28 protein-coding genes are annotated in these 25,669 nt (G+C 49.0%); all 28 read left to right on the top strand.

All coding sequences use genetic code 11. From position 1 onward, the window contains the following. Nucleotides 1-75: 75 nt before the first annotated feature. The 28 genes from yajC to BN98_RS02425 all read left to right on the top strand — a co-directional run bounded on the left by yajC (nucleotide 76) and on the right by BN98_RS02425 (nucleotide 25,641). Nucleotides 76-453, top strand: a complete 378-nt coding sequence (gene yajC / locus BN98_RS02560; protein WP_019189886.1) for a preprotein translocase subunit YajC — start codon at nucleotides 76-78, stop codon at nucleotides 451-453. Nucleotides 454-510: 57 nt separating this feature from the next. Further along, nucleotides 511-2,292: a single-stranded-DNA-specific exonuclease RecJ gene (gene recJ / locus BN98_RS02555; protein WP_019189887.1), complete on the top strand. Its 1,782-nt coding sequence runs from the start codon at nucleotides 511-513 to the stop codon at nucleotides 2,290-2,292. A 78-nt stretch (nucleotides 2,293-2,370) separates the two neighbouring features. Beyond that, nucleotides 2,371-4,551, top strand: a complete 2,181-nt coding sequence (locus BN98_RS02550; RefSeq protein WP_019189888.1) for a RelA/SpoT family protein — start codon at nucleotides 2,371-2,373, stop codon at nucleotides 4,549-4,551. Nucleotides 4,552-4,559: 8 nt separating this feature from the next. After that, the gene (locus BN98_RS02545; protein WP_019189889.1) at nucleotides 4,560-5,192 is read left to right on the top strand and encodes an MBL fold metallo-hydrolase; all 633 of its coding nucleotides are present in this window, start codon (nucleotides 4,560-4,562) and stop codon (nucleotides 5,190-5,192) included. Nucleotides 5,193-5,210: 18 nt separating this feature from the next. Beyond that, the gene (aspS, locus tag BN98_RS02540; RefSeq protein ID WP_019189890.1) at nucleotides 5,211-6,992 is read left to right on the top strand and encodes an aspartate--tRNA ligase; all 1,782 of its coding nucleotides are present in this window, start codon (nucleotides 5,211-5,213) and stop codon (nucleotides 6,990-6,992) included. A 48-nt stretch (nucleotides 6,993-7,040) separates the two neighbouring features. Continuing rightward, nucleotides 7,041-7,490, top strand: a complete 450-nt coding sequence (locus BN98_RS02535; protein WP_019189891.1) for a SoxR reducing system RseC family protein — start codon at nucleotides 7,041-7,043, stop codon at nucleotides 7,488-7,490. Between the two features lie 14 nt (nucleotides 7,491-7,504). Then, entirely contained in the window at nucleotides 7,505-8,824 is a 1,320-nt protein-coding gene (gene der, locus BN98_RS02530) for a ribosome biogenesis GTPase Der (RefSeq protein WP_019189892.1), read from the top strand. Further along, entirely contained in the window at nucleotides 8,821-9,423 is a 603-nt protein-coding gene (plsY, locus tag BN98_RS02525; protein WP_019189893.1) for a glycerol-3-phosphate 1-O-acyltransferase PlsY, read from the top strand. The genes der and plsY overlap by 4 nt, the downstream gene beginning before the upstream one ends. After that, nucleotides 9,413-10,480 (top strand): biotin/lipoyl attachment domain-containing protein, encoded by a 1,068-nt coding sequence (locus tag BN98_RS02520; protein WP_019189894.1) that lies wholly within the window; start codon nucleotides 9,413-9,415, stop codon nucleotides 10,478-10,480. Before plsY ends, BN98_RS02520 begins: the two co-directional genes overlap by 11 nt. Then, complete coding sequence (locus BN98_RS02515; protein ID WP_019189895.1) at nucleotides 10,471-11,154, top strand: YggS family pyridoxal phosphate-dependent enzyme; 684 nt, start codon at nucleotides 10,471-10,473, stop codon at nucleotides 11,152-11,154. The genes BN98_RS02520 and BN98_RS02515 overlap by 10 nt, the downstream gene beginning before the upstream one ends. A 16-nt stretch (nucleotides 11,155-11,170) precedes the next feature. After that, nucleotides 11,171-11,692 (top strand): cell division protein SepF, encoded by a 522-nt coding sequence (locus BN98_RS02510; RefSeq protein WP_019189896.1) that lies wholly within the window; start codon nucleotides 11,171-11,173, stop codon nucleotides 11,690-11,692. Nucleotides 11,693-11,746: 54 nt separating this feature from the next. After that, a complete protein-coding gene (gene lspA / locus BN98_RS02505) occupies nucleotides 11,747-12,217 on the top strand; it encodes a signal peptidase II (RefSeq protein WP_019189897.1) in 471 nt (156 codons plus the stop codon). After that, on the top strand, nucleotides 12,214-12,912 hold the full coding sequence (locus tag BN98_RS02500; RefSeq protein WP_019189898.1) for a uracil-DNA glycosylase: 699 nt from the start codon (nucleotides 12,214-12,216) through the stop codon (nucleotides 12,910-12,912). The genes lspA and BN98_RS02500 overlap by 4 nt, the downstream gene beginning before the upstream one ends. Further along, on the top strand, nucleotides 12,905-13,861 hold the full coding sequence (locus BN98_RS02495; protein ID WP_019189899.1) for an RluA family pseudouridine synthase: 957 nt from the start codon (nucleotides 12,905-12,907) through the stop codon (nucleotides 13,859-13,861). Before BN98_RS02500 ends, BN98_RS02495 begins: the two co-directional genes overlap by 8 nt. 36 nt (nucleotides 13,862-13,897) lie before the next feature. Then, complete coding sequence (locus tag BN98_RS02490; protein WP_084765258.1) at nucleotides 13,898-15,529, top strand: YifB family Mg chelatase-like AAA ATPase; 1,632 nt, start codon at nucleotides 13,898-13,900, stop codon at nucleotides 15,527-15,529. A gap of 114 nt (nucleotides 15,530-15,643) precedes the next feature. Then, on the top strand, nucleotides 15,644-16,201 hold the full coding sequence (efp, locus tag BN98_RS02485; protein WP_019189901.1) for an elongation factor P: 558 nt from the start codon (nucleotides 15,644-15,646) through the stop codon (nucleotides 16,199-16,201). 1 nt (nucleotide 16,202) lies between these two features. Continuing rightward, nucleotides 16,203-16,694 (top strand): transcription antitermination factor NusB, encoded by a 492-nt coding sequence (nusB, locus tag BN98_RS07825; RefSeq protein WP_084765257.1) that lies wholly within the window; start codon nucleotides 16,203-16,205, stop codon nucleotides 16,692-16,694. Next, nucleotides 16,681-17,877 carry an exodeoxyribonuclease VII large subunit gene (xseA, locus tag BN98_RS02475; RefSeq protein WP_019189903.1) on the top strand — a complete coding sequence of 399 codons (1,197 nt, stop codon included), beginning with the start codon at nucleotides 16,681-16,683 and terminating at the stop codon, nucleotides 17,875-17,877. Before nusB ends, xseA begins: the two co-directional genes overlap by 14 nt. Continuing rightward, the gene (gene xseB / locus BN98_RS08375) at nucleotides 17,867-18,100 is read left to right on the top strand and encodes an exodeoxyribonuclease VII small subunit (RefSeq protein ID WP_019189904.1); all 234 of its coding nucleotides are present in this window, start codon (nucleotides 17,867-17,869) and stop codon (nucleotides 18,098-18,100) included. The genes xseA and xseB overlap by 11 nt, the downstream gene beginning before the upstream one ends. Continuing rightward, nucleotides 18,090-18,926, top strand: a complete 837-nt coding sequence (locus BN98_RS02465) for a polyprenyl synthetase family protein (RefSeq protein WP_019189905.1) — start codon at nucleotides 18,090-18,092, stop codon at nucleotides 18,924-18,926. Before xseB ends, BN98_RS02465 begins: the two co-directional genes overlap by 11 nt. A 24-nt stretch (nucleotides 18,927-18,950) precedes the next feature. Continuing rightward, a complete protein-coding gene (locus tag BN98_RS02460; protein ID WP_019189906.1) occupies nucleotides 18,951-19,403 on the top strand; it encodes an arginine repressor in 453 nt (150 codons plus the stop codon). Beyond that, complete coding sequence (recN, locus tag BN98_RS02455; RefSeq protein ID WP_019189907.1) at nucleotides 19,403-21,109, top strand: DNA repair protein RecN; 1,707 nt, start codon at nucleotides 19,403-19,405, stop codon at nucleotides 21,107-21,109. Before BN98_RS02460 ends, recN begins: the two co-directional genes overlap by 1 nt. After that, a complete protein-coding gene (locus BN98_RS02450) occupies nucleotides 21,106-21,660 on the top strand; it encodes an NUDIX hydrolase (protein WP_040942512.1) in 555 nt (184 codons plus the stop codon). The genes recN and BN98_RS02450 overlap by 4 nt, the downstream gene beginning before the upstream one ends. A gap of 25 nt (nucleotides 21,661-21,685) precedes the next feature. Then, a complete protein-coding gene (locus tag BN98_RS02445) occupies nucleotides 21,686-22,300 on the top strand; it encodes a site-2 protease family protein (RefSeq protein ID WP_019189909.1) in 615 nt (204 codons plus the stop codon). A 64-nt stretch (nucleotides 22,301-22,364) separates the two neighbouring features. Beyond that, entirely contained in the window at nucleotides 22,365-23,135 is a 771-nt protein-coding gene (locus BN98_RS02440) for a segregation and condensation protein A (protein WP_242826679.1), read from the top strand. Next, nucleotides 23,119-23,670, top strand: coding sequence for an SMC-Scp complex subunit ScpB (gene scpB / locus BN98_RS02435; RefSeq protein ID WP_019189911.1), 552 nt, complete (start codon nucleotides 23,119-23,121; stop codon nucleotides 23,668-23,670). The genes BN98_RS02440 and scpB overlap by 17 nt, the downstream gene beginning before the upstream one ends. Then, on the top strand, nucleotides 23,660-24,382 hold the full coding sequence (locus tag BN98_RS02430; protein WP_019189912.1) for a pseudouridine synthase: 723 nt from the start codon (nucleotides 23,660-23,662) through the stop codon (nucleotides 24,380-24,382). Before scpB ends, BN98_RS02430 begins: the two co-directional genes overlap by 11 nt. After that, nucleotides 24,382-25,641 carry a BaiN/RdsA family NAD(P)/FAD-dependent oxidoreductase gene (locus tag BN98_RS02425; RefSeq protein ID WP_019189913.1) on the top strand — a complete coding sequence of 420 codons (1,260 nt, stop codon included), beginning with the start codon at nucleotides 24,382-24,384 and terminating at the stop codon, nucleotides 25,639-25,641. The genes BN98_RS02430 and BN98_RS02425 overlap by 1 nt, the downstream gene beginning before the upstream one ends. Nucleotides 25,642-25,669: the final 28 nt, after the last annotated feature.

Raw genomic sequence — 25,669 nt, 5'->3', positions numbered from 1 at the left:
TTTACAGACACTGTGATACAATAGAACGGATGCAATAATGCTTGCAAAGCAAAAACTAAGATTAAAGGAGTTACTATGCAACAGTTATATCCCATTATTATGCTGGCCATTATGTTCGGCGCAATGTATTTTCTGATGATTCGTCCTCAGAAAAAACGCCAGGAAGAGATGGCCAAAGTGCGCGACACCTTGAAAATTGGCGACACCATTGTCACCATCGGCGGCATTCGCGGTCGCATTGTCGCTTTGTCGGAAGATGCTTTTGAGATTGAAACCGGACAGGAGCACCATCGTGTCGAATTCCTGCGTAACGCACTTTCCTACGTGGTCCAGCCCGTCGCAGGATATGAGGAGAAGAAAGAAGAAGGCGGTCTTCATTGGGAAGGCGAAGAGAATACCGAGGAGGCAGACAGCCCGGCTTCGGATGTTCCGCAGGAAACAACGGAACAATAGCATGAATGCGAAGAAAGACGGGGTTTCCCGTCTTTTTTTTGCTAGGGAAGGAAGAGCATGCGCTGGTTTATGAAGAACAATCGCGAAGCTTATCAAACACTGCGTCGCGAAACAACACAGTCTCCGCTCTCCGCTCTTCTTCTGGCCAATCGTGGGATTGGCGCGGAAGAGGCGGAGGCGTTTTTGCATCCTCGAAAGGAAGACCTCTTGGATCCATTTCTGTTTCAAGAAATGGAGATTGCCGTTACGTACATCTACGAAAGTTTGCAAACCGATACGCCAATTCGTATTATCGGCGATTATGATCAGGACGGTGTGGCAGCATCCACTATCCTGGTGAAGGGATTACGCGCGTTGGCAGAGGGGATGGGCAAGAATCCGATGCAGGCGGTGAGCTATGCGATACCGGATCGCATTGAGGACGGCTACGGACTCAATGCGTCGCTGGTGGAACAGGCGGCAAAAGAGGGGATTGGGCTGATCATTACCGTGGATAACGGCGTGGCTGCCTTTGAAGGATTGGAAAAAGCTTATGAGTATCAGATTCCCGTCATTGTGACGGATCACCACGAAGCTGTAACCGTAGACGGGCAGGTGAAACGCCCGCCGTGTGAAGCGTTGTTAAATCCGAAATTCCCGGAGGAAACCTATCCTTTTCCCGGCCTGTGCGGCGCCGGGGTGGCATTTAAGGTCATGCAAGCGCTTTGCCGCTATGGTGACATGCCGATGCCGTTTTTTGATGAATTAATAGGTTTTGCAGCACTTGGAACCATTTGTGACATGATGGATCTGCAAGGGGAAAATCGTGTGATCGTATCCTTGGGGCTGGAAGCTCTCAGTCGAACGGAAAATCCGGGTTTGCGCGCTTTATTGAAGCTGCACAGCTGGGATCGCCCGGTAACCACCTATACGGCGGGATTTATTATCGGGCCTTGTATCAATTCTTCCGGACGCCTTTCGACAGCACGCTTAGGCGTCGAACTGTTTTTAGAACAGGATGAAGCCACCGTCGAGGCATATGCGCAGGAACTTTACACGTTAAATGAAGAACGCAAGGACCTGACGAAACAGGGCGTAGAGGAGGCGTTTGCCCGACTTGATGGAAAAGTGTTACCGTCGGTTATCGCTGAAGTGCTTCCGGATGTGCATGAAAGTGTATGCGGCCTTATAGCAGGTCGCGTGAAGGATCGCTATCATCGTCCGACTTTAATATTTACAAATGCCATGGCGGGAGAGCATCTTTTAAAGGGCTCAGGGCGCAGCATTGAGGCCTATGATATGTTCGCTTCTCTCAATCGCCATCGCGATCGCTATGTGGCATTTGGCGGGCATCGCATGGCTTGCGGTATGACAGTGCGAGAAGAAGATTTTCAGGCATTGCGTGCGCTGTGGAATGCCGAAGCGAATTTGCAGGAAAAAGACTTTGAACCTTCGGTGGATTTTGACGGCGTTCTGGATCTTTCCTCGGTTCACGCCGACGCCTTGGATGCCATGGAGGCTCTCGCACCTTACGGAAAAGGCAACCCACCGCCGCTTTTTGCAGCAACGCATTGCAATGTATTGAGCATGCGCTTGGTCGGTCGCCAAAAAAATGTGTTGCAGATTCTATTGGAATCCAAAGGAGCCCGTTTGCAAGGGGTTGCTTTTTCCGGCGATACACTGTTACAAAAACTAGCGCAAGAAGGAGGCTCGACAGCAGAAGCTGAGATTCGTTCTGCCCTTTACGGACAACCTTCTGCGCTTGCGGTGGATATTTTGTATCGACCGGAATGGAACGAATTCCAAGGGAAGAAGAAAATTCAATTAAAATTAGCCGATATCCGTATGAGTAAGGTATAATTTAAAGATAGTATTCTAATGCAAGATATCGAGATTTTGTAAACCAATGCCGATGCGGCAGGAGCGAAGGGGGGAATCATGACCATTGACCAATTGATTGACGCGGTAAAAGCGTATCATCCGTCGACCGATGAAGCCCTCATTCGACGTGCCTATGCCTGTGCTGCAGCGGCTCATGAGGGACAAAAACGAAATTCCGGTGAACCGTACATCATTCATCCGCTGCATGTAGCCATGATCTTGGCCGAATTGCAAATGGACGATCAATCGATATGCGCGGGCCTTTTGCATGACGTGCTGGAGGATACGTCCGTTACGGAAGAAGAGATGAAGCAAGAATTCGGTGAGGAGATTACCACCCTTGTGGATGGTGTTACCAAGCTGAAACAGTTGCAATCCAAATCCAAAGTAGAAAATCAGGTGGAAAACTATCGCAAAATGGTCATGGCCATGGCAAACGATATTCGCGTCATCATCGTGAAGCTTGCCGACCGTCTGCATAATCTTCGTACGTTGGATTATAAGGACCGTGCGAAACAGGTGGAAAAAGCTACCGAGACCATTGAAATCTATGTGCCGATTGCGCATCGCTTAGGTATTTCCACGATCAAGTCCGAATTAGAGGACTTGTGTTTAAAATATCTGGATCCGGATGCGTATTTCGAGATTTCTGAATTGGTACATAAACGCTTGGATGAACGCAAAGAATACATTCGAAAGATTATGGATCGACTGAGCAAGGAACTGGAGTCATTGGGCATTCATTTTGAGATCTCCGGACGTCCGAAGACGCTCTATTCAATCTATAAAAAGATGTATCAGCAAAATAAAACCTTTGACCAGATCTTTGATGTTTCAGCCATTCGTGTGATTGTGGACACGGTCAAAGATTGCTACTCTGTGCTTGGCGTAGTGCATACGCTTTGGAAGCCGATTCCGAAGCGCTTTAAAGACTACATTGCCATGCCGAAACAAAACATGTATCAATCACTACACACCACGCTGATCGGCCCGGGCGGTGAGACGTTCGAAGTACAGATTCGTACCTTTGAGATGCATCAGACCGCGGAATACGGTATTGCTGCGCATTGGCAATACAAAGAAGGACGCCGTAAGAAAACCGCCTTTGATGAAAAACTGACTTGGGTGCGTCAGCTGATGGAATGGCAGAAGACGGCCACGGACTCGAAGGAGTACATGGAAACCCTAAAGGGGGACTTTTTCTCTGATGAGGTCTATGTATTCTCGCCGCGTGGCGATGTGGTAGAGCTCACGCGCGGTTCGACGCCGGTGGACTTTGCTTATCGCATTCACTCGGATATCGGGAATCACTGTGTGGGCGCCAAAGTAGACGGCCGTTTGGTACCGCTTAACCATGTATTGGAAAATGGTAATATCGTGGAGATTCTCACCTCCAAAAATTCGGAGGGCCCTTCGCGTGACTGGTTGAGCTTTGTGGCCAACCCTTCTACAAAGCAGAAGATTCGTCAGTTCTTTAAGCATGCCAATCGTGAGGTCAACGTGGAGATCGGCCGTGATATGGTGGTGCAGGATTTAAAAAAGGACGGTTATCACCCGAATGAGTTGATGAATGACGAGGCTCTGGAATCCGTCATTGCACGGACAAGCTTTGCTTCGCCAGAGGATCTCTATTCGGCAATCGGGTTCGGTTCCCAGACCGTAGGCAGTGTTACGGGTAAACTTAAGGCTATCTATGAAGAGAAACGCAACGAGGAAGCGGAAAAGAAACGACTGGAGAACCTCGAATCATCCGGCGAAGTCCATGCGGTACATGGTCCACAAAGTGGCGATGAGGCGGTTCGGATTCGCGGGGAAGGAGTATCCAATCTGCAGATTAAGTTTGCACAGTGTTGTTCGCCCGTCCCCGGTGATGCGATTATCGGTTATATCACGATGGGGCGCGGTATTTCCATTCATCGAGCGGACTGTGTGAATATCGTCCATACGAAGCAGCCGGAACGCCTGATCGAGGTGGAATGGGCCGAAACGAAAAAATCGAAATTTTTCTCTACCCTGCGCATTTTGGCTCGCAACAAAACCGGCTATATGGCCGATATCGTCGAATTGCTAAATAAGATGGAAATCAACATGTCGGGATTGCAGGTGCATACCGATGCGGATAACACCTCGCATATCTTAATGACCATTGAAATTGATGATGCGAAACAGGTGTATGAGGTGATGCGCAAGATTCGCACCGTCCCGAACACCATAAATGTATTTCGCATGAACGGTTAGGAGGCTGTATGCAGGTTCGCTCCACAGTAGCCGCTTATTTTGGTGAAAACACGTATCTTTTGAGCGATGCGCAAACGGGACAAGCGGTTCTTATTGATCCCGGTTCACCACTGCCACTTTTAGTCCAGTGGATTGAGGAGGAGCATCTCACCTTAACCGATATTCTTCTGACGCATGCACATGTGGATCACATTGCCGGCGTGCCGTATTTCCGTCAAAAATACCATGTTCCGGTATGGCTGTCGGAGAAGGAAAGAGACGTGCTGGAAAACTCCATTCGCAGCTATCCGCAGGTTCTTGGGGATCTGCGAGAAAAGCTACAACCGGATCATTGGATTCATGAGGGCGACTGTCTTACGCCTTTTCAATTGAAGGTGCTGGAAACGCCGGGACACACCCATGGCAGCGTCGTCTACCAAAGCGACAACGCCCTTTTTACCGGTGACACATTGTTTTTCGGATCGGTGGGACGTATGGATTTGTTCAGCGGCAGCGAAAGCGATATGAAAAAATCGTTGCGAAAGTTGTTTTCTCTGCCTGAGGATTATATCGTATATCCCGGACATGATATTCCGACAACATTAAAACAAGAACGCAGCATTAATCCCTACGTTCGATATTATTTACAGGATGAAGAATAGCAAGAAAAAGGAGCAACTATGGAATCCCTTAACGGACTGAAACGCACGCATCATTGCGGACAATTACGTCTGGAAGATGTGGGAAAAACGGTAACCTTGATGGGCTGGGCACAGAAGGTGCGCGACCTCGGATCTTTAGCGTTTATTGATCTTCGTGATCGCACCGGCATAACGCAATTGACGTTTAATGCGGAAACGGATGAGGCGCTCTATGAGAAAGCGAAAGCTATGCACCAGGAATATGTGCTGGCAGCCGTCGGTGAGGTTGTGGAGCGTTCTTCTAAAAATCCGGACCTGCCCACAGGAGATATCGAAGTTATTTGTTCCGAACTTCGTCTTTTAGATGTGGCCAAAACGCCGCCGATTTATATTCGCGATGATGACGATGTGAAAGAAGAGATGCGCCTCAAATATCGCTATTTGGATCTGCGTAAACCACGTATGCAAGAGATGCTCACCAAACGCGCTGCGATTACGCGCGCTTTCCGTGAATTCCTCTATCAGGAAGGCTTTATTGAAGTTGAAACCCCCTATTTAGGCAAGCCGACACCGGAAGGCGCACGCGACTATCTGGTGCCTTCTCGCGTATCGCCGGGGAAATTCTACGCTTTGCCGCAAAGCCCGCAGCTCTACAAACAGCTGCTGATGATCGGCGGGACGGATCGGTATTATCAGGTTGCACGTTGCTTCCGCGATGAAGATTTACGCGCCAATCGCCAGCCGGACTTCACACAGGTGGATATTGAAATGTCCTTTGTTACAATGGAGGATATTTTGGAGATCAATGAGCGTTTGATGGCTTCTGTCTTCCGGTCGGTGTTACATGTAGAGTTACCGCGACCGTTTCAGCGCATTTCCTTTGATGAAGCCATGCGCCGTTTTGGTACGGATAAGCCGGATCTGCGTTACGGTTTTGAAATTGTCGATTTGGAGGGCGTGGAGAAAACCACAGAATTTGCGCTTTTCCATCAAGCGGCGGAAGCCGGTGATTTTATCGGCGGCATTAATTTTAACGGTCTGGCTGACGTTTACGCCCGTAAGAAACTGGATAAGCTCGCGACCTTTGCCAAGGGCATCGGTGCAAGCGGCATGCTTTGGGTAAAGAAGACACAAGAAGGGATTTCTTCCAGCTTTAATAAATTCTTGACAGAAGAAGCCAAGCAATTCCTAGAAAAATCCTTGTCCTTGGAAAATGGCGATGTGGCCGTCATTCTGGTTGGACCAAAAATGAAAACTTTGGAGCATCTGGGAACCTTGCGCACCACGGTTGCTAACGAAAACTTAACCTTTGCACCGGATGATTTTGCGATTTGCTGGATTGTTGACTTCCCGATGTTTGAATACGACGAGGAAGAACAACGCTATGTGGCAAAGCATCATCCGTTTACCAAACCCTTGGAGGAAGATATTCCGCTGCTGGATACGGATCCGGCCAGTGTACGTGCGCAGGCCTACGATATCGTCATTAATGGCGATGAACGCGGTGGCGGCTCCATTCGTATCAACAACGCGGATCTGCAGCGCAAGATTTTTGACTTGCTGAAGCTAAGCAATGAAGATATCGAATTGCGCTTCGGCTTTTTCGTAGAAGCACTGAAATACGGCACTCCGCCGCATGGCGGCATTGCCTACGGTCTGGATCGTTTCGTGATGATGATGATCAATCGCAGCAATATTCGCGACGTCATTGCTTTCCCGAAGACGCAGACGGCACAGGACCTCATGATGGATGCACCGACGGTTATTACGCCTGCGCAATATGAAGAGTTGCACATTACGGCACGCGAAGAAGAGCGGTAGGCTCTGTCGCAGTAGGCTGTTTTCCGAAGGAGAAAGAAAGGAGAAACCATGCAAAATAAAGCGCTTATTGTGAGTACTATGGGAAGTCAATGTAAGATCCTGGTCATGCGCGCTGAGGCATGCGGCTCCTGTGAAGCCTGCAATGCCTGTGGTGCAAAACCCAGCACCTATGTGATTGAGAATACGTTACAGGCAAAGCCTGGAGAAGCTGTTATGGTAGAGATGAAGGATGCAGATTTCTTTCGTCGCGTCGGCTTGCTCTATGTCTTGCCGATGCTGCTCTTTGTCGGCGGCATCGTGCTGACCGATTTGGCGCAAAAGCCCTTGGGAATGCATGCCGAAGCTTTGGATCTTATCGGCGGCCTGTTGGGGCTTGTCCTTTACTGGGCAGTGATTCGAAAGGTCGATCGGAAAGAACCGGATACCCCGGCCATGCGCATGCTCTATCGCACCACGCTCGAAGAAACCAGCTCGAATTGCTGTGAAGTGCAGCATTAAAGAACGGAGGCCTCATGCGTCCCATCGTTTCCATTGTTGGTCGTCCGAATGTCGGAAAATCAACACTCTTTAATAAATTAGTCGGACAGCGTGTCTCGATTACAGAGGATACGCCCGGGGTGACTCGCGATCGTCTGTATCGAGAAGTTGAATGGCAAAATCGCTATTTTCTTCTAATGGATACAGGCGGTCTGGAAGTGAATTCCGATGATGTTATGTCTCGTCAAATCGAATGGCAGGTGGATCTCGGTCTGGCAGATTGTCAGCTGGTTTTGTTTCTTGTTGATGGTAAGGCCGGTGTCACTGCTATGGATCATATGGTGGCGGATAAGATTCGTCGCAGCGGAAAGCCCTGTCTTGTCGTGGTCAATAAGATTGATACGCATGAGACACCAAATGACGTCTATGAGTTTTATGAACTGGGCTTTCCGGATCTTTTCGTAATTTCTGCGGAACAACAATATGGTTTGGGCGATCTTTTGGATGCGATTTTTGATCATTTGCCTGCCGATGCGCAGACGGAAGAAGAAGACGATTCCCTGAAAATCGCTTTGATTGGGAAGCCGAATGTCGGAAAAAGTTCCCTAGTGAATTTTTTACTTGGTGAAAATCGTATGATTGTCACCAATATCCCCGGAACGACGCGGGATGCCATCGATTCGTATTATGAGCACGATGGACGAAAATATACGCTTATCGATACGGCCGGACTGCGTCGACAGCGGTCTGTGGATACACGTATTGAAAAGTATTCGGCTTTGCGAACCCTTTCTTCCGTGGATCGAGCAGACTTGTGCCTGTTTTTAATTGATGCACAAGAAGGTCCGACGGAACAGGATGCTAAAATTGCGGGCTATGCCCATGATCAGGGTAAGGCCTCCATTATTGTGCTCAATAAATGGGACTTGATTGAAAAAGAGACGAATACGTTAAAAACCATGGAAGATCGCATTCGTACGGTTTTGACATTTAATCATTACGCACCCATTTTATCCGTTTCGGTGAAGACGGGGCAGCGCATGGATAAGCTGTTTGCTTTGATTAATGCCGTGGATGAGCACTACAGCTTCCGCGTTTCTACGGGGCTGCTCAATGATATTGTGCGCGATGCCGTCGTGTTGAATCCGCCGCCGACGGATAAGGGCAAGCGCTTAAAGATCTATTATGCTGCGCAAGTGACCACTCGTCCGCCAAAATTCCTTTTCTATGTCAATGATGCGGAATTGATGCATTTTTCCTATATGCGCTATCTGGAAAATCAGCTGCGCAAAAACTTTGATTTTACGGGCGTGGCCTTGCATCTGGAGGTACGCGAGCGAAAGGAACGGTCATGAGACTCGTCGGCATCATTGTGATCAGCTTTTTGTTAGGCGGCCTTCCCACGGGATTGCTGCTCGGCAAAGTGTTGGCACATAAGGATATACGGCAAAGCGGCAGTGGTAATATCGGCGCTACGAATGCGTTGCGTACGCTTGGAATCGGCTTCGGTATTCTGACATTTGCCGGTGATTTATTAAAAGGGATTCTGGCGGTTTTTTTGGCGCGTGTGATTGCACCGGCGGACCCGTTGGGCGTGGCATTGGCCATGTTCTTCGCGGTATTCGGACATTGCTATTCTCCGTTTCTGGGATTTTCCGGAGGGAAGGGTGTAGCGACCGTCTGCGGTGTCATGATGGCGGTGGATCCGCCATTGACCTTATGTTGGCTGGGTGTCTTTTTTATCATCGTCGCAGTAACCCGTCTGGTTTCACTCGGTTCCATCACCACGATTTTTTGTGCTGCCTTATACACTTTGTTCTTTACCACGCATCCTTTCGTGATCAAGGTGGCGCTACTCCTGTGTGCGTCGGTTTCTATTTTCCGCCATCATGAAAATATTCGTCGCTTGTTAAATGGCAGCGAGAAACGTTTGGGAGCTGATCATGCGTCGTAAATCTGTCTCGGAACAACAGTCTGCTTTTGACACGACGGCGGAAAAGCAGCAGAAAAAAGAGCGAAGGAAAGTCCATCGCAGCGGGCGCTTTTACGCCATGTTGGCGGGGATTTTTTTGCTCTGCCTTTTGTTTTATATCGGTTGGAGATTCTTTTTTAATCCGAAGACAATCACATTAGTACGCTCTGAAATGGTGGAGCAGACGCGGGAAGGCAAAGGGGCGTTTTTCTATCATGAATATGCACCGGATGTATTTCGCGGCTTGACCGTGCCCATTAAGAATTTGGATACGACGATACGCTATCGTGTGGAGAAAGCACTTTTTCCTTTGGATGAAGCCTTACGACGAAAAATCGAAAGCGCTTCTGCTCGCTTGGCTGCATCGGAAGAAGCCTCTTATATGAAGCAAATGTTGCAAGCCAATGCGGTTACGATGCCTTTTTCCGGTCTGGTAAAAACAGAAATCGATGGGTATGAAACGTTGTTTCAACCGGAGAGCCTGTCCGTGTTACAACCGGGCGATATCGGTACGGCAGAGGGCAAGGCAGTCAGGGAAAAGGGATTAAAATTTGTGGATAATCGTCTTTTCTATGTCGCCATGGATTGCCCGCAATCGGTATTGCCATTATCCGTTAAAGTTGGGACGAACTATCCGATCAAAACGGAGAAAAATGTGTTTTTATCTGGTACGCTGGTGCGACGGGTATCCGATGCGCAGGGCCGAAATCTTCTTATTTTCGCACTACGGGACGGCTATCAACGCTTACAAGAGGCGCGTTTTGCATCGTTGCGTCTGATTTTGGAGGAAGCGGAGAGCTATCGCATACCGATTTCCTGCGTTTTTCACGAAGGAGAAAAGACCTATTGCTTCATATTGGATAAGAATCATGTGGCGCAAAAAATTCCCGTTCGAATCACAGGTGTTGATGAAAAAACGGATGAATTTTTTATTGCGCCCGTGCCAAGCAAAAATGCATCCAAGGTTCTGTCGCGTTTTGATCGCGTGATACGGAAACCGACCGAAGTGAAAGAAGGAGGGTTGTATCGATGGGATTAAAAGAAAATATCGAAGAGGTGCGCGAACGCATCAATCGTGCGGCCGCCAAATTCGGACATCGCCCGGAAGATATTACACTGATAGCCGTCACGAAAACGGTGGAGGAAGATCGCATCCGTGAGGCGATTCAGCTCGGCATGAAGGATATGGGCGAAAATCGGGTGCAGGAAATGCTGCGTAAACAAGAGGCGTTCCAAGGAGCGCGCTTGCACATGATAGGACAATTACAACGCAATAAAGTGCGCCAGTTGCCCGATTCTGTGGTGTTGGTGCAGAGCGTGGATCGCCTTTCTTTGTTAGAGGAATTGGAACGCATCGGGATTCGCGATGATCGTTTTTTTGAAGCTCTGTTGGAAGTCAGTATCGCCGGGGAGGAACAAAAGGGCGGCTGTCCTGTGGAAGAAATTCCATCTTTGCTCGATGCAGCCGAGTCTATGACGCATGTACGCTGCCGTGGTTTTATGACCGTAGCGCCGGTGGTGGATCATCCGGAAGAATCGCGTATTTATTTTAAAAAGATGAGAACTTTGTTCGAAAAGAACCGTACCATCGGTTATAATAGGAATCAACTGGATATATTGTCCATGGGAATGTCGCACGACTTTGAAGTGGCTCTGGAAGAAGGTGCCACGATGGTGCGCATCGGGACCGCATTATTCGGAAAACGAAGCTAACCGTGAGGAGGATGGAATGGGATTTTTTGATAAGATGAAGAATATGATCGGTATTGAAGATCAGTATGAGGATGAGGATTATTCGGACGAATACGCGTACCAAGACCAGCCGTCCTATGATAAATCCTATGAAACGGACGATGCTTCAGACAATACAAATGACTATGCATCCGACTACAGCTCCGCCGGCTATGAAGAGCCGTCGTCCTCTTCGACGTCTTCGCGCTTGGGCAAAGTGATCGATATGACTTCTGGTTCGTCGCGTATGCGCATCAGCATTCAAGAACCGTTGGAATATGATGACGGTCCGAAGGTATTGGATAATATTGCACAGGCGCGTACAGTCATTTTGAATCTGGAGATGTTGGAAGTCGATAAAAAACGCCAGATTTTTGATTTTGTCAGCGGCGGCGTCTATGCCCTCAATGGCAATATTCAAAAAGTAACCAAAGACATTTACGTCATTGTACCGAAGGGCGTGGATGTGGACGCTGCAGTGAAAGAGTCCGTTTCCGAATCGTCCATGTATCAACTGTAAGAAGATCGCTCCCTCGGTTCGTCCGAGGGAGTTTTTGTTTTGAATAGGAGCATTATGTTATTTGGAATCCTGATAAGCGTGGTCTGGGTGCTTTTGGATCAGTGGAGCAAGCATTGGGCAGTCGGTGCGCTTTCGCATGGAGCGAGTCTGTCTGTTTTGGGGCATTACTTGCGTTTAACTTATGTTGAGAATGATGGCGCTGCTTTTGGCATATTCGCCGGACAGAAATTGTTTTTTATCGCATTAAGCATCGGCGCAATTCTCTTTTTACTTTTTGTCCTATGGCGCCATCGCAAAGATAGCATTTGGTTTCGTTTGGCGATGGGAATGATTCTGGGCGGTGCAGCAGGCAATTTCATCGACCGCGTGCGATGGAGCTATGTGGTTGATTTTATTCAAGTGGATATTATTCGCTCCATTCAATTTCCCGTATTTAATGTAGCGGACATCGGCGTCACGGTGGGTGTGTTTTTTCTAGCCGTTTTATTATTGCGAACACCGGACGAACAAGGAGAAAAACGATGACGGTGACGATCGGCAACGATTGGGATGAAATTTTGTCGGGGGAGTGGGAGAAGCCCTATTATCAAACGCTGCGGCGACTGTTAGTAGAGGAGTATCGTACACATACCATCTACCCGCCTGCCAATGAAATTTTTCATGCGTTACAACTTGTACCCTTTTCTGATTGTCGCGTGGTCATTTTGGGACAGGACCCGTATCATGAGCCGCGACAGGCCAATGGTCTGGCGTTTTCCGTACAAAAAAGCGTACCTGTTCCGCCTTCCCTGCGCAATATCTATGCAGAACTGGAACAGGATTTGGGCATATCACAGCCGCAACACGGTGACTTAACGGCCTGGGCGGAGCGAGGTGTCTTGCTTTTAAATGCCACCCTTACTGTGCGTGCGCATCAGGCAAATTCGCATGAAGCGATTGGCTGGCGGGTGCTTACCGATCGCATCGTGTCGCTTTTGGGACAGAGGGAAAAACCATTGGCTTTTGTACTATGGGGTAAGTTTGCTCAATCGAAACGGTCACTGATTCAAAATCCGGAGGACTTGGTTTTGATGGCGCCGCATCCGTCGCCGCTATCCGCACATCGCGGTTTTTTCGGTTCTCGTCCGTTTTCCAAGATCAATCGTTTCTTTGAAGAACGCGGTGAGGAAGGCATCGATTGGCATTTGCCTGACTTTCCGGGGGAGAATCAGCGTGTGTGAACATAAGCAATTTCTCATACAAAGTAGCGATGAAATCGTCGGTATGCGTTTTGACGCCGGGGCAGCGGAACTATTGGAGGATTACTCCCGTTCGCAGTTGGAAAAAGCTATTTCAGCGGGCGCTCTGCTTTTAAACGGAAAAACAGTGAAGGCACGTACTAAGTTAAAAGGCGGGGACAGCCTTTCTTTGGATCCCACTTTTTTTCGGCAAACACCGATTTTACCGGAACCGATACCACTTACCATTCTTTATGAAGATGATGACATGTTCGTGGTCAATAAGCCGGCAGGAATGATCACACATCCGACCGATACCGTGCGATCAGGCACCTTGGTGAACGCTTTATTGGCATCCGGAAGGCCTCTTGCAACACTCTTCGGAGCGGATCGACCCGGCATCGTACATCGCTTGGACGCTCAGACTTCGGGTGCATTACTGATTGCAAAAAACGATGTAACCGCCGAAGCCTTAAAGCATATGTTTCAGCAACATCTGGTTAAAAAACGCTATTTAGCAATTGTTGAAGGCAGCTGGCAGACAGAGGGGACGGTGGTCGATAAAGCGCTCGGCCGAAATCCGAAGCATCCGGAAAAGCAGGCGGTGCGCTCGGACGGAAGAAACGCTCTGAGTCGATTCATTACCATCGAGGCACAGACGGAGGCGAGCTTTATGGCTGTCGACATAGCGACGGGGCGAACACATCAGATTCGCGTCCATGCGGCTTATTGCTCCCATCCTGTGGTCGGAGACACCGTATACGGTTTTCGCCGACAACGCCATGCGTTTGCACATCATTTATTACATGCGCGCAGGCTTTCCTGGCAGCATCCGCATACGGGACAAGAGATCACGGTCGTAGCACCCTTGGATGATGAATTTTTACGGGCCTTGTCGCTTTACGGTTTTCATGTGCCATTATCGGATGATAAGGATATAGCGCCTTTTTAAGACGGTTATGGAACACTTTTACACTTTTTGAATCAAATGGGAACGCGTGGAAACACGCGTTCTTTTTATTGGAATTCGCTGAGATCGCTTCTCCTTTACACTAAAGAAAAGGAGGAAACTATGCTTGCAAAAACAACATCTTGTCATTTTGAAGGACTGGCGACAGAACCGGTAACCGTGGAAACGCAAATTTTAGGCGGCTTCTCTCAATTCTATATCGTGGGACTTGCCGGCACTTCAATTCAAGAGGCCAGGGAGCGCATCCGTTCGGCCATCGTATCCATGGGGATACGCTTACCGCCGGGACGCATCGTGGTCAATCTGTATCCGGGAGATGTGCCAAAGGGCGGCACCCAATGGGATTTGCCCATTGCTGTCACCTTATTGGCGGCGATGGGTGCCTTGGAACCATCATTACTCGAAACAGTGGCTTTTTTAGGCGAATTGTCATTGGATGGGCACTGTCGTCCTGTACCCGGAGCATTTGCCATGGTATTGACACTCCAAAAAGCCGGTATTACAACTGTTTATCTACCATTGGAGAATCTCAAGGAATGCATGGAAATCGGAGGGATGCAATTTATTCCGGTGACTTCATTGCAAGAAGCCGTTGCTAAGTGTCGGGGACAAATCGATTGCGGTGCGATCATCGGACGACATTGCGACAAAAAACCGGAAGAGTGGCGCAACGACTTGCCTGATTTTCGTGACTTGAAGGGACAGGAACCGCTGAAACGTCTATTGGAAGTTGCCATAGCCGGCAGACATTCTCTGTTATTGATCGGGCCTCCTGGTGTGGGGAAGAGTATGGCCATTTCTCGTGTGCCGAGTATCTTACCGTGGCTTACCCCGGAGGAGGAAGTTGAAGTACTACGCGTGCACTCCGCTTGCGGTCTATCTGTCCACGCACACCCGATGCCGCCCTTTCGAACGCCACACCATACGATTACGCCTGCTGCCTTACTGGGAGGCGGCAATCCGCCGATTCCGGGAGAGATTTCGCTCGCACATCATGGGATTTTATTTTTAGATGAGATGCCTCAATTTTCCATAAAGGCACTGAATGGTTTACGCACCCCGCTGGAACAACACCATATAACCATTTCCAGGGCACGACGCCGGGTGGAAGCGCCGACGGACTTCCAACTGCTTGCCACAGCCAACCCCTGCTTATGCGGATATCTTGGCGATCCCGATCATACCTGCAACTGCTCGCCGTCCGCCATTAAACGCTATCGCGCACGCCTATCGGGACCACTACTTGATCGCATGGATATGGTATTTACCATAAGTACGCGAATGACGTCACAGGAGGATGTCACGGTTATATCGAAAAGCGGCGCTGACAGTGCGTCGATGCGCGAACATATTGTCATGGCACGCAAACGGCAGATAGAGCGCTATCGGCCCTTCGACTTTTCGGTCAATGCTCGTTTTCCTGACACCTTGCCGGCAGCATTACTACAGTTATCCGATAAAGCGGAGCAATTGCTGCGTCAGCTTTCCGAACACTATGCGCTTTCTTATCGCGCACAGAAACGCCTGCTATGCGTAGCACGCACGATTGCTGATTTGGACGAATGCGATTATATTACATCAAGTGCCGTCGCAGAGGCGTTTCAATATCGGCGTGCCGCGGAGGAATGGCGCCGGAGTAGTGTTTTTTAGAAGAGTGTATTATCATTCGTCAGAAATGGAATTACATTCATAAAAACGGAGGAAAAATTGTATCACTTCGGGCGGACTGCTATAATAAATACGATAAAACCTTGAGGAGGATATATGTTATCTGCGAATGATTTAAGAAAAGGAACGACTTTTGTCTACGAGAACGACGTGTATGAAATTATAGACTTTCAGCATGTTAAGCCCGGAAAAGGTGCGGCCTTCGTGCGCGCTAAAATTCGCTCGGTCATGGGCGGCGGTTCAAAGGACGTTACCTTTAACCCGAATGATAAATTCGAGGAAGCCCGCATTGAAACAAAGGAAATGCAATATCTGTATTCGGACGGCGCTTTATATTACTTCATGGATCCGGAAAGCTACGAACAGTTTGCACTGGAAGGTGATGTGGCGGCGGACGCCATGAAATTCATTCGTGAGAGTGATTTGGCCATCATGAAGTTCTACAAGGGAAATGCGTTCAGCGTATCGCCGCAGAACTTTGTTGAATTGGAAGTCACGCAGACGGAACCCGGCGTACGTGGCGATACCGCTTCCAACACCACAAAACCGGCTACGGTGGAAACCGGCGCAACGATCAACGTGCCGCTGTTTGTCAACATCGGCGACAAGATTAAGATCGATACTCGTACAGGCGACTATTTGTCCCGCGTGTGATATGAGACGTCAAGAACAACGGGAATGGCTCGTTCGACTGGTCTACGAGCAAGATATGAATGCGGCGGATCCATTTTCGGCACAGGAACTGCTTCGTGCCCACGAGTTGCCGGAGGAAAATGCCTATTTGGCAGATTCTTTGCGTCTTTTACACGCCCATCAATCCGAGATTGATCGGATAATGGAGGACTATTTGCGTGATTGGACGGCACAGCGTTTGCATGCGATTGATAGGGCCATTTTGCGCGTAGCTATCAATGAAATTCTTTTTACCGATTTCGCTCCGACGGTGGTTACCATTCATGAATGCGTGGGAATAGCTAAACGCTATTCCGATGAGCAAACCTACAAGTTTATCAACGGTGTTCTGTCATCGTTGGTGAAAGATTTGCAGTCGGGCACCTTGACGAAGGAATTCGGCATTCAGGTGGATGCTGCTAAGATTCCGAATCCGGAGGATTTGCCCTCCGATAAATACGATGAAACCCATTAAAGTTTCGGAACTTGTACTCTACTTGGATCGCATCGTCCGTGATGATCCGATTTTGAAGCGACTGCGCGTAGAAGGGGAGATTGTGAATCTCTCTCGCGGACGCCATATCTTTTTTGACTTAAAAGACGACGGTGCACTCGTGCACTGTGTGGATTTTAACGGCGTTTTACCGGCGACGGCCAAAGAAGGAGATTGCATTCTCCTCACGGCTGCCGCCATGGTCTATAAAGAACAAGGAAAGTTTGAACTGCGCGCACTATCGGTGGAGGAACAGGGGCAGGGCAAGTTGCTCGTTGCCCTGGATCAGCTACGCCGAAAATTAGCGGCGGAAGGTCTCTTTTCACCGGCGCGTAAGCGTTCTTTACCGCGCTTTCCTCGACGAATCGGTTTAATCACCTCGGCAGAAGGTGCGGTTTTGCATGATTTTGCCAATGAAGTGCATCGACGCTATCCTTTAGCGCGCATTCTGTTTTCTCCTGCCTCCGTGCAAGGTACGGCGGCACCGGAAGCCATGTGTGGGGCGTTTCAACAATTGGCTTTATGGCATAAAAGTTCTCCCTTGGATGTCGTCGTGCTGGCACGTGGTGGCGGCTCCGGCGAGGACTTGAGTGCGTTTAATGATGAGCATCTGGTGCGTTGTATTGCGGCGTGTCCTGTGCCTGTCATCGCTGCGATCGGCCATCAAGTGGATACCACGCTTAGCGATCTGGCAGCGGACCGAAGGGCTTCTACGCCCACGGAAGCGGCTATTCTGGCCACTCCGGACGGCAATGATCTCTTACGAGCCTTGGCTACGCGACAAAAGCATTTATCGTTACGTATGCAGCAGGTGTTTGATCGAAAAGGACGGCAATTGGAGCAGGTGATGCGAGCGGTCGAAAAGCGATCGCCCTCTCAGCGTTTGCGTCAACAAGCGGAAAGCCTGCAAAAACATATGCTTGTCATCGGTGAAAGATTACGCCAGTCCATGCGCAAACGTCGCCATGCGATTGATGAAAGAGTGCGTCGGGCGGCAGCAGTGCGTGAAAAACGGCTTGCCGAGACCTCTTGGACCGTTAAGGATCTTAACGGACGACCGGTACTCGCCGGCGCCTTACGCTTGGAGGATTCCTACTATTTGCGTTCGGGAGCGTATCAGTATCGCATCATTGTTAAGGATAAGGAGAAGAAGGATGTCCTTTGAAGGGAGTTTTGAAGAAGGCTTGTTACGCCTGGATGAATTGACCAAAGCATTGGATCGCGATGATTTAACCCTGGATGAATCCACCGCTTTGTATCGCGAAGCACGGGAATTGGGCGAACAGCTGCATCAAAAACTGGATAAGGCGGAATTGGAAATACAGGATTTGGAAGGGAACGATGTTTCGGTCATTCTGGATTCGGAGGTTTCCGATCATGCGGATTGAGGATTGGCTGCAAGAAGTCTTTCTTCCACGCTTAAGGGACCGTCTGGAAGCGATCCGGGCGCTGGATAGCATGTTCTACGCAACGGATGGCGGAAAGCGCCTGCGCCCGCAGATGGTATTTGCTGCAGCAAGCGCCATTCAAGAACCGACGCCGCACCTGCCCTGGTTTTCAGCAATGACGGATGCCGCGTGTGCTTTGGAAATGATCCATGCGCATTCTCTTATTCATGATGATATGCCTTGTATGGACAATGATCGCTATCGACGCGGCAAGCTGACCGTTCACGCTGCCTATGGGGAGGCAGAGGCACTTTTGAGCGGAGATGCGCTGTTAAATGGTGCCTATATCGTCCTTTTTAACGCAATGGACGAAGCTGATGCGAGCCTTAGCCAACGCATCAGTCGTGCCGGAACCTTGCTTAGTCGTCATGTAGGTTTGGAAGGGATGTTGGGAGGTCAGGTGCTGGATATGCATCCAATTTCCCACGACCGGCAAGCGATTCAAGCGATGGTGGAGAAAAAAACGTCGGCATTGTTTTCAGCGGCTTGCGGCATGGGTTGCATTCTTGCCGGCGGCAATGAAAGACATGTGAATGATGCCGTTCGTTTCGGGAATCTTTTCGGCTTACTTTTTCAACTGAATGATGATGAAGACGACCGACAACAGGATGAGAAGGAAGGAAAATACACATATTGGCAGGCCCTGCGTGAAGAAAACAACGACATGCGCACAGTGCTCTTTGATCTTGCTGCACAGAGGGCCAAGGCATTGCCTCATGGAGAACGACTTCTAACGTTATTACAAGGGGTTTCGACAGAGAATTGATTGGCGTAGGAAAGGTAAAGAACGATGAAAAAATATAATCGACAACGTCTGATCCTGGATCTCATTGAACAGCAGGAGGTACAGACGCAGGAGGGGCTTGCTGATCTGTTGCGCGAACAGGGCGTACATGCTACCCAAGCAACCATTTCAAGAGATATTAAAGAATTGCGCATTTCAAAAGTGCAAACCGTAAAGGGAAGCTACAAGTATACCGTCTTGGACTCTGTGCATGATTCGTTAAATGAACGACTGCACAAGATTTTGCGTTCTGCCATTTTAAGCGTCTATCACAACGGTAATATGGTCATTATTGAGACTGTCATCTACTGCGCACCGGTGGTTTCCATGACCATTACGAACGCGAAACTGAACAATGTTGCCGGTATCGTTGCCGGTGTTGACACACTCTTTATTGCACCGACCGATGTTAGCTTGCTGGATGTGCTTGTAAAAGATATTGAGGAGTTCATTCAATAATGCTTGTCGAACTGCGGATTCAACATTTTGCTTTGCTGGAAAAAATCGAACTTTCCTTTTATCCCGGCGAATCCGTAGTCACCGGGGAAACCGGCTCGGGTAAAAGCCTTTTTGTTGATGCGTTAGATTTTTTGCGCGGCGCGCGCTCGGAGCGCCGCATTCTGCATGAAGCGCGGCCGGCTATCGTGGAAGCTGTTTTTATACCGGCACCGGAAGAAATTTGTGAAGGTTCTCCATTGCGCGAATGCTTAGAGGTGTTGGACATTCCCTATGAGGATGGCAATATTATCGTACGACGTGAATTCTCCGCAAAAGGATCCAAACAGAGGCTGAACGATATTTCGGTCACGTTGCAATCGTTGCGCACGGTGATGGCCCTTTTATTGGACATTCATGCGCAAAATGCACAGAATCTCTTGAAAAGTCCTTCTACCTATTTACCGCTCTTAGACGCCTATGTTGGCAAAGACGCAATCCCCCTGAAGGATTGCTTGAAAAAAGATCTTGCTTCCCGCGAAAAAGTTGCGGCAAAGCTTCAAGCTTTAGCACTTTCTCCGGAAGAAGTGTTGCGAGAAACGGATCTCTTACATTATCAAATCCAAGAGATCGAGGATGCGCATCTGGAGGATTTGAACGAAGAAGCTCTCGAACAGGAATATAAATCCCTGGTATCGGCAACGGAACGGATGCGCATGGCCGCTCGTCTTTCAGAAGCGCTGGAAGGTGATCGAGGCTTACGCGACGGCTTATTGCGTTGCGCACAGGCTTTTGATGAATTGGCGGGAAACGACGCATCGGCATCGGACATGCGTGATATGATGTGGCAGATTGAAGCGGAAACCGATACGCTTCGCTCGGATCTCTCTCGTTATCGCAACGGTATCGTTATTGATCCGATGCGCATTCAGGAGATTGATACGATCTTTCAGATGCTTCAGAATTTGCGACGGAAATACGGGCAAAATTTCAGCGAAATTCTTGCATTTCGCAACACAGCTGAAAAGCGCCTTGCCTTGTTGCAAGGGATTGAAGCGGAACGCGAAAAACTGCGGCAGGAAGATAGATCGTTAGAAGTTTCTTTAGAGAAAAACGCAGCAGCGCTACATGATTTGCGTAGAAACGCGGCACATAAATTGGAAGATCGGGTAAAGAGTGAAATGCTGGAGATGGCGATTAAATCCATGTCTTTTTCCATCCCCTTTACCAAAACTGAGTCCATCGGACGCAACGGATACGATCGCATTGATTTTCGCATTTCCACAAACCCCGGTGAGCCGATGCAATCGCTCTCGGAGGTTGCCAGCGGGGGAGAAATGTCCCGCTTTATGTTGGCTATGAAGATCATTGCTTCGGAAATATCCGCTATGCCGACGCTCATTTTCGATGAGATTGATACGGGTATCAGCGGACGCACCGCGCAAGTTGTGGCTGAAAAAATTTCAAGATTGACGGAGCATCACCAGGTGATCGTTATTACCCATCTGCCGCAGATTGCGGCGTTGGCGGACACACACTATGAAGTTGTAAAAGAAACGCATGGCGCCTCTACCATCACCGTCATGCGTGAACTGGATGAAGCAGGAAGAGCCGCCGAGCAGGCACGTCTGATTGGCGGCGTACATATTACTGAAACAACGCGCTCCAGCGCTGAGGAAATGATCGAACAAGCCAAACGATGGAGAATGCAACGAAAGGGCAGGTCATGACCGACGAGAATCAAAATATTGAACGCATTATAAAATCAGAAGAAATTTATGATGGGCGGATTGTGCATTTGCGTGTAGACACTGTGGAATTGCCGAATATGGTCTATGCAAAACGCGAGATTGTGGGCCATCAGCGCGGTGTCGGCATTTTAGCCATGAAGGACCCCAATACCATGATTATGGTGCGACAATATCGCATTGCGGTAAAGGAAAGTCTCCTGGAGATTCCGGCAGGATTGGTAGAGCCGGGCGAATCACCGCAGGAAGCCGCACAGCGGGAATTGCAGGAAGAGATCGGCTTTAAGGCGCAGAACATGGAATATCTGTTAGATGCCTATGCCTCTCCCGGCTTTACGAATGAAAAACTGAGTTTATTTCTGGCAACAAACCTTGAGCCGTCCAAATTGGAGGAGGACTCGACGGAATTTATAACGGTAGAAGAACATAAGGTGGATGCGCTGTACCGCATGGTCTTGAATTTTGAGATCGCGGATGCCAAAACCATCATCGCCATTCTCTATGCAAAAATGCATCAAAACGATGCACAGTAAGGAGAAGAGACAGAACGGATAGGGCATGTTTTCGGAAAACTTTTCATTGATGACGACGATCACCTCCGTCATAGCGATTCTTTTTACAATCATTTCGCATGAATTTGCGCATGGGCTGGTTGCCTTGTGGAATGGTGACCCCACCGCACGGGACGCCGGACGACTTACGTTTAATCCGTTGCCGCACATTGACCCGATCGGCCTTTTATGTCTTTTGGTTTTTCGCTTCGGCTGGGCAAAGCCCGTCCCGATCAATTCCGACAATTTTCACAATGAACGACTCGGTATGCTCTCGACGTCTTTGGCCGGGGTTACGGTGAATTTTTTAAGCGCTCTCCTTGCAGCGCTCTTGTTACCGCATGTCTCGCAGCCGTTTTTTCAGGCTCTGCTTATACAGATCATGACGTATGGTGTATTTTTCTGTGTTTTTAATCTGATGCCGATTCCTCCTTTAGATGGTTCTAAAGTCATTCTTGCCTTTTTCCCTGAAAACGTCCGCTGGCAGGTGTATCGCTATGAGCGCTATACGCAGTGGCTGTTGCCTATTTTAGTGTTTAGCGGTATTTTCGGTAAAATTGCACAGCCGATCACGGAAGGAATACTCAGCGGTATGCTGGATTTTTCTTTTCATCTGCTTTAAGAAATGATGGTTTGAAACGGCTTGACGAACGACAGAAACAGAAACGAGGGATCCGTTGATCCAAGTGGACTTAGCGCCCTTTTCGGGGCCGATGGATTTATTGCTCGCCTTGTTGCGACAAGCAAAAATTGATATTTACGATATTGAAATCTCTCAAATCACGGAACAATTTCTGGCAGTGATGCAGCAGAATAGCATTCCGCCGGATGATTTGAGCGATTTTATTCGTATGGCCTCGATTCTCGTGCAGATGAAGGTTCGCATGCTGTTAAAGGATCAGGATGACGAAGATGACGGCATGACGCGCGAGGAAATGATTGCTCGTCTGCTGGAATATCGTACGTATAAAGAATTGGCGGCACGCTTACAGATCTTGGAGGAGGAAGGCGCACTCTATTATGTAAAAATGGGTGAAGATCCGGATCGCTTTCGTGCCAAGCCAAAAGAAATATTGGAAGGAACGCCGCAGGATCTGCTTCGCGCGTTACATGAATGGCAGGAGAGACGTGATGTTACTCGACCACAGTTTTCACCGCAATCCGTCATGGTGCGTGAAGAATATGGAGAGGATGTGGTGGCACGTCGGATTCGTCGAAAGCTTGCGAAGGGCGAACGTTTCACCTTTCTTGACTTGTTTGATCCCAGAGATTACAAGAAAAGCAACGTCATCGTTACTTTTTTATTGATGCTGGAACTGACGCGTCGCCATGCGCTGGAATTGCAGCAAGACCCGGAAAGCCAACAAATTTCCATAAAGATGCGCAATCGCAAAGCATTTGAAAACGTGTTGGAATGGATAGACCCGCAGGAAACGGAGAATGAGCATGCAGAATGATCGAGAATTAAAATCTTTAATCGAAGGACTGCTCTACGTTTGGGGCGATCCGTTGCCTGTAAAAGATTTGGCAGAGGTGGCGGAAATTCCCGTCAAAACCTGCCGCAATTTACTGGAGCAGATGAAAGAGGAGATGGAGCATGAGCGCCGCGGTCTGGTGCTTCACACGGTGGGCGATGCCGTACAACTGACAACACGCAAGGAACATGCGCCTTATTTTGAAAAACTCTTCGGGGAAGCTAGGCGCAAGCGCCTGTCCAATTCAGCATTGGAAACCTTGGCCATCATTGCCTATAAACAACCGGTGACGCGCATAGAAGTGGACGCCATCCGCGGTGTGCGCAGTTCCAGTGCCTTGGATACGTTGCTGGAGCGCGGTCTCATCGAAGAAGCCGGTCGTCTGGAACAAATCGGTCGTCCGATTTTGTACCGAACGACACGTGAGTTTTTACGCGCCTTCACCTTGTCCTCCCTGGAGGATTTACCGTCCCGGGAAGAAGTGGAAGCACTATGGGAGAAAAGCGATGCGGATTAATCGCTTTCTGGCACGGGCCGGTATAGCGTCGCGTCGTAAATCAGAAGCCATCCTTTTAGAAGGACGTGTGACGATAAACGGTTTGCGCGTGGACCATTTGGCAACGGAGGTATCTCCGCAAGATATCGTCTGTGTGGATGGAAAGCATATCGCCTGGCCGCAAGAGCGGCTGTTACTTGCGTATCATAAACCGGTGGGGCTGTTGTGCAGTCATAGCGATCCGCACGCGTCACGCCTGATCTATGATGATTTGCCGAAGGACCTGGGGTTGTTCAGCATCGGTCGACTGGATCGGGATTCGGAAGGCTTGCTTTTGATCACCAATGACGGAATTTTAGCGCAGTCGGTAGCGCATCCTTCGATGGAGACGGAAAAGGAATATGTTGTGGTATTAAATCGCCCCTTTGTCGAAAAGGATCGAGAAACCCTTCTGCGCGGCGTATCGATAGAGGGTAGTCTCTGGCGCATGGATGCCGTTAAACCGTATACTTCCGATGCGGGACTGGACGAAATTTTACCGCAATGGCCGCCGAAAATTCTCCCTACGCGCATTGTCCGCGTTTTTTTACACGAAGGGCATAAACGGGAGATTCGTCGCCTGTTTGCCGCATTGCAATATCGCGTATTGCGTCTGGTTCGTGTTCGCGTGGCGGAAATCCAGTTGTATGGCATATTACCGGGCGACTATCGAGTGCTGGAAGGGAGTCTATAATGCAAAAAATCTGGGATATCCTTGTGATTGGCATGGGCGCTTCCGGTTGTATGGCCGGTATTGCGGCAGCGTTACAAGGAGCCTCGGTAGCTCTTATCGACGGCAATGAAAAGGTCGGTAAAAAGATCTATATTACCGGTAAGGGGCGCTGTAATGTGACCAATGCAACGCCATTACCCGAATTCATGGACGGCTTGGCCCACAATTCTCGCTTTTTATATTCCGCGCTCTATCACTTTACAAATCAGGATTTGATGGATTTTTTTACGCAACACGGACAAAACGTCAAGATTGAAAGGGGAGAACGGGTATTTCCGACATCGGATCATTCCAATGATATCAATCGCGTGCTGGAAAAAGTTTTGCGCGAAAACGGAGCAACACTTTATTTTCATCATCTCGCGGAAAAGATAGCCTATGACGCAGAGCATGCTCTTTTCACGGTTTCCGTGCTCGGCCGGGAAACAATGCAGGCGCGTCGGCTGATTTTAGCGTGCGGCGGCCAATCGTATCCGTCCACGGGTTCCACCGGTGACGGTTACCGCTTTGCGGCGGGCTTTGGACATTCGATTCAAGAACCCCATCCATCGCTTGTGCCGATCACCTTATCTGACCCTTACATTGCTACTTGGGAGGGGATTTCGCTGAAAAATATTGCTCTGAAGGCCCGTTTAGGAAAACGAAAAAAGCCGCTTTCTTGCTTTGGTGAGATGCTCTTTACGAGGGAAGGGATTTCCGGTCCTGTTGTACTGACGCTTTCAGCGTTATTAGCTGGAAAGAAAAATGAAGAGATAACTCTCTCTTTGGATTGGAAACCGGCTTTAGACGCAGAAACCTTGCGTAAACGGCTGGTGCGGGAGCGAGAGAAGGCGCCGAATCGTGCTCTTTCAACACTGTTTCAATCCTTTTTACCGAAGCGGTGCACCGATGTGTTTCTTGAAAAAGGCGGATGGGATGCCGCCGAGCCGTTTCATAGCTGGACCAGGGAGGAGGAAGAACACTTTATTGCACTATTGAAGGATTTCCCTCTGACTTTCTCGGGCTTCGGTTCTTTCAAGCAAGCCGTGATAACGCGTGGCGGCGTCACGGTAAAGGAGATCGATCCTTCTACGATGGAATCGCGTAAACAGAAGGGCTTATATATTGCCGGTGAAATGGCGGATGTGGACGGTTTTACCGGAGGCTATAATTTACAGATTGCATTTTCAATGGGACATCTGGCCGGCGATAGCGCGGCAGCTTCGTTAAACGGGAAATAGAAGGAAACTCTCATGGGGAGGAAAAAAC

Source organism: Levyella massiliensis (assembly GCF_000308275.2).
GTDB classification, from domain to species: Bacteria; Bacillota; Clostridia; order Tissierellales; family Peptoniphilaceae; genus Murdochiella; species Murdochiella massiliensis_A.
Note: the sequence above shows the minus strand (reverse complement) of the source record. Positions and strands in the feature narration are given on the sequence as shown.

What these genes read in the sequence shown, in the direction of transcription:
- yajC (WP_019189886.1), top strand. Translation starts at nt 76, where the DNA reads ATGCAACAGTTATATCCCATTATTATGCTGGCCATTATGTTCGGCGCA.
- recJ (WP_019189887.1), top strand. Translation starts at nt 511, where the DNA reads ATGCGCTGGTTTATGAAGAACAATCGCGAAGCTTATCAAACACTGCGT.
- BN98_RS02550 (WP_019189888.1), top strand. Translation starts at nt 2,371, where the DNA reads ATGACCATTGACCAATTGATTGACGCGGTAAAAGCGTATCATCCGTCG.
- BN98_RS02545 (WP_019189889.1), top strand. Translation starts at nt 4,560, where the DNA reads ATGCAGGTTCGCTCCACAGTAGCCGCTTATTTTGGTGAAAACACGTAT.
- aspS (WP_019189890.1), top strand. Translation starts at nt 5,211, where the DNA reads ATGGAATCCCTTAACGGACTGAAACGCACGCATCATTGCGGACAATTA.
- BN98_RS02535 (WP_019189891.1), top strand. Translation starts at nt 7,041, where the DNA reads ATGCAAAATAAAGCGCTTATTGTGAGTACTATGGGAAGTCAATGTAAG.
- der (WP_019189892.1), top strand. Translation starts at nt 7,505, where the DNA reads ATGCGTCCCATCGTTTCCATTGTTGGTCGTCCGAATGTCGGAAAATCA.
- plsY (WP_019189893.1), top strand. Translation starts at nt 8,821, where the DNA reads ATGAGACTCGTCGGCATCATTGTGATCAGCTTTTTGTTAGGCGGCCTT.
- BN98_RS02520 (WP_019189894.1), top strand. Translation starts at nt 9,413, where the DNA reads ATGCGTCGTAAATCTGTCTCGGAACAACAGTCTGCTTTTGACACGACG.
- BN98_RS02515 (WP_019189895.1), top strand. Translation starts at nt 10,471, where the DNA reads ATGGGATTAAAAGAAAATATCGAAGAGGTGCGCGAACGCATCAATCGT.
- BN98_RS02510 (WP_019189896.1), top strand. Translation starts at nt 11,171, where the DNA reads ATGGGATTTTTTGATAAGATGAAGAATATGATCGGTATTGAAGATCAG.
- lspA (WP_019189897.1), top strand. Translation starts at nt 11,747, where the DNA reads ATGTTATTTGGAATCCTGATAAGCGTGGTCTGGGTGCTTTTGGATCAG.
- BN98_RS02500 (WP_019189898.1), top strand. Translation starts at nt 12,214, where the DNA reads ATGACGGTGACGATCGGCAACGATTGGGATGAAATTTTGTCGGGGGAG.
- BN98_RS02490 (WP_084765258.1), top strand. Translation starts at nt 13,898, where the DNA reads ATGGGAACGCGTGGAAACACGCGTTCTTTTTATTGGAATTCGCTGAGA.
- efp (WP_019189901.1), top strand. Translation starts at nt 15,644, where the DNA reads ATGTTATCTGCGAATGATTTAAGAAAAGGAACGACTTTTGTCTACGAG.
- nusB (WP_084765257.1), top strand. Translation starts at nt 16,203, where the DNA reads ATGAGACGTCAAGAACAACGGGAATGGCTCGTTCGACTGGTCTACGAG.
- xseA (WP_019189903.1), top strand. Translation starts at nt 16,681, where the DNA reads ATGAAACCCATTAAAGTTTCGGAACTTGTACTCTACTTGGATCGCATC.
- xseB (WP_019189904.1), top strand. Translation starts at nt 17,867, where the DNA reads ATGTCCTTTGAAGGGAGTTTTGAAGAAGGCTTGTTACGCCTGGATGAA.
- BN98_RS02465 (WP_019189905.1), top strand. Translation starts at nt 18,090, where the DNA reads ATGCGGATTGAGGATTGGCTGCAAGAAGTCTTTCTTCCACGCTTAAGG.
- BN98_RS02460 (WP_019189906.1), top strand. Translation starts at nt 18,951, where the DNA reads ATGAAAAAATATAATCGACAACGTCTGATCCTGGATCTCATTGAACAG.
- recN (WP_019189907.1), top strand. Translation starts at nt 19,403, where the DNA reads ATGCTTGTCGAACTGCGGATTCAACATTTTGCTTTGCTGGAAAAAATC.
- BN98_RS02450 (WP_040942512.1), top strand. Translation starts at nt 21,106, where the DNA reads ATGACCGACGAGAATCAAAATATTGAACGCATTATAAAATCAGAAGAA.
- BN98_RS02445 (WP_019189909.1), top strand. Translation starts at nt 21,686, where the DNA reads ATGTTTTCGGAAAACTTTTCATTGATGACGACGATCACCTCCGTCATA.
- scpB (WP_019189911.1), top strand. Translation starts at nt 23,119, where the DNA reads ATGAGCATGCAGAATGATCGAGAATTAAAATCTTTAATCGAAGGACTG.
- BN98_RS02430 (WP_019189912.1), top strand. Translation starts at nt 23,660, where the DNA reads ATGCGGATTAATCGCTTTCTGGCACGGGCCGGTATAGCGTCGCGTCGT.
- BN98_RS02425 (WP_019189913.1), top strand. Translation starts at nt 24,382, where the DNA reads ATGCAAAAAATCTGGGATATCCTTGTGATTGGCATGGGCGCTTCCGGT.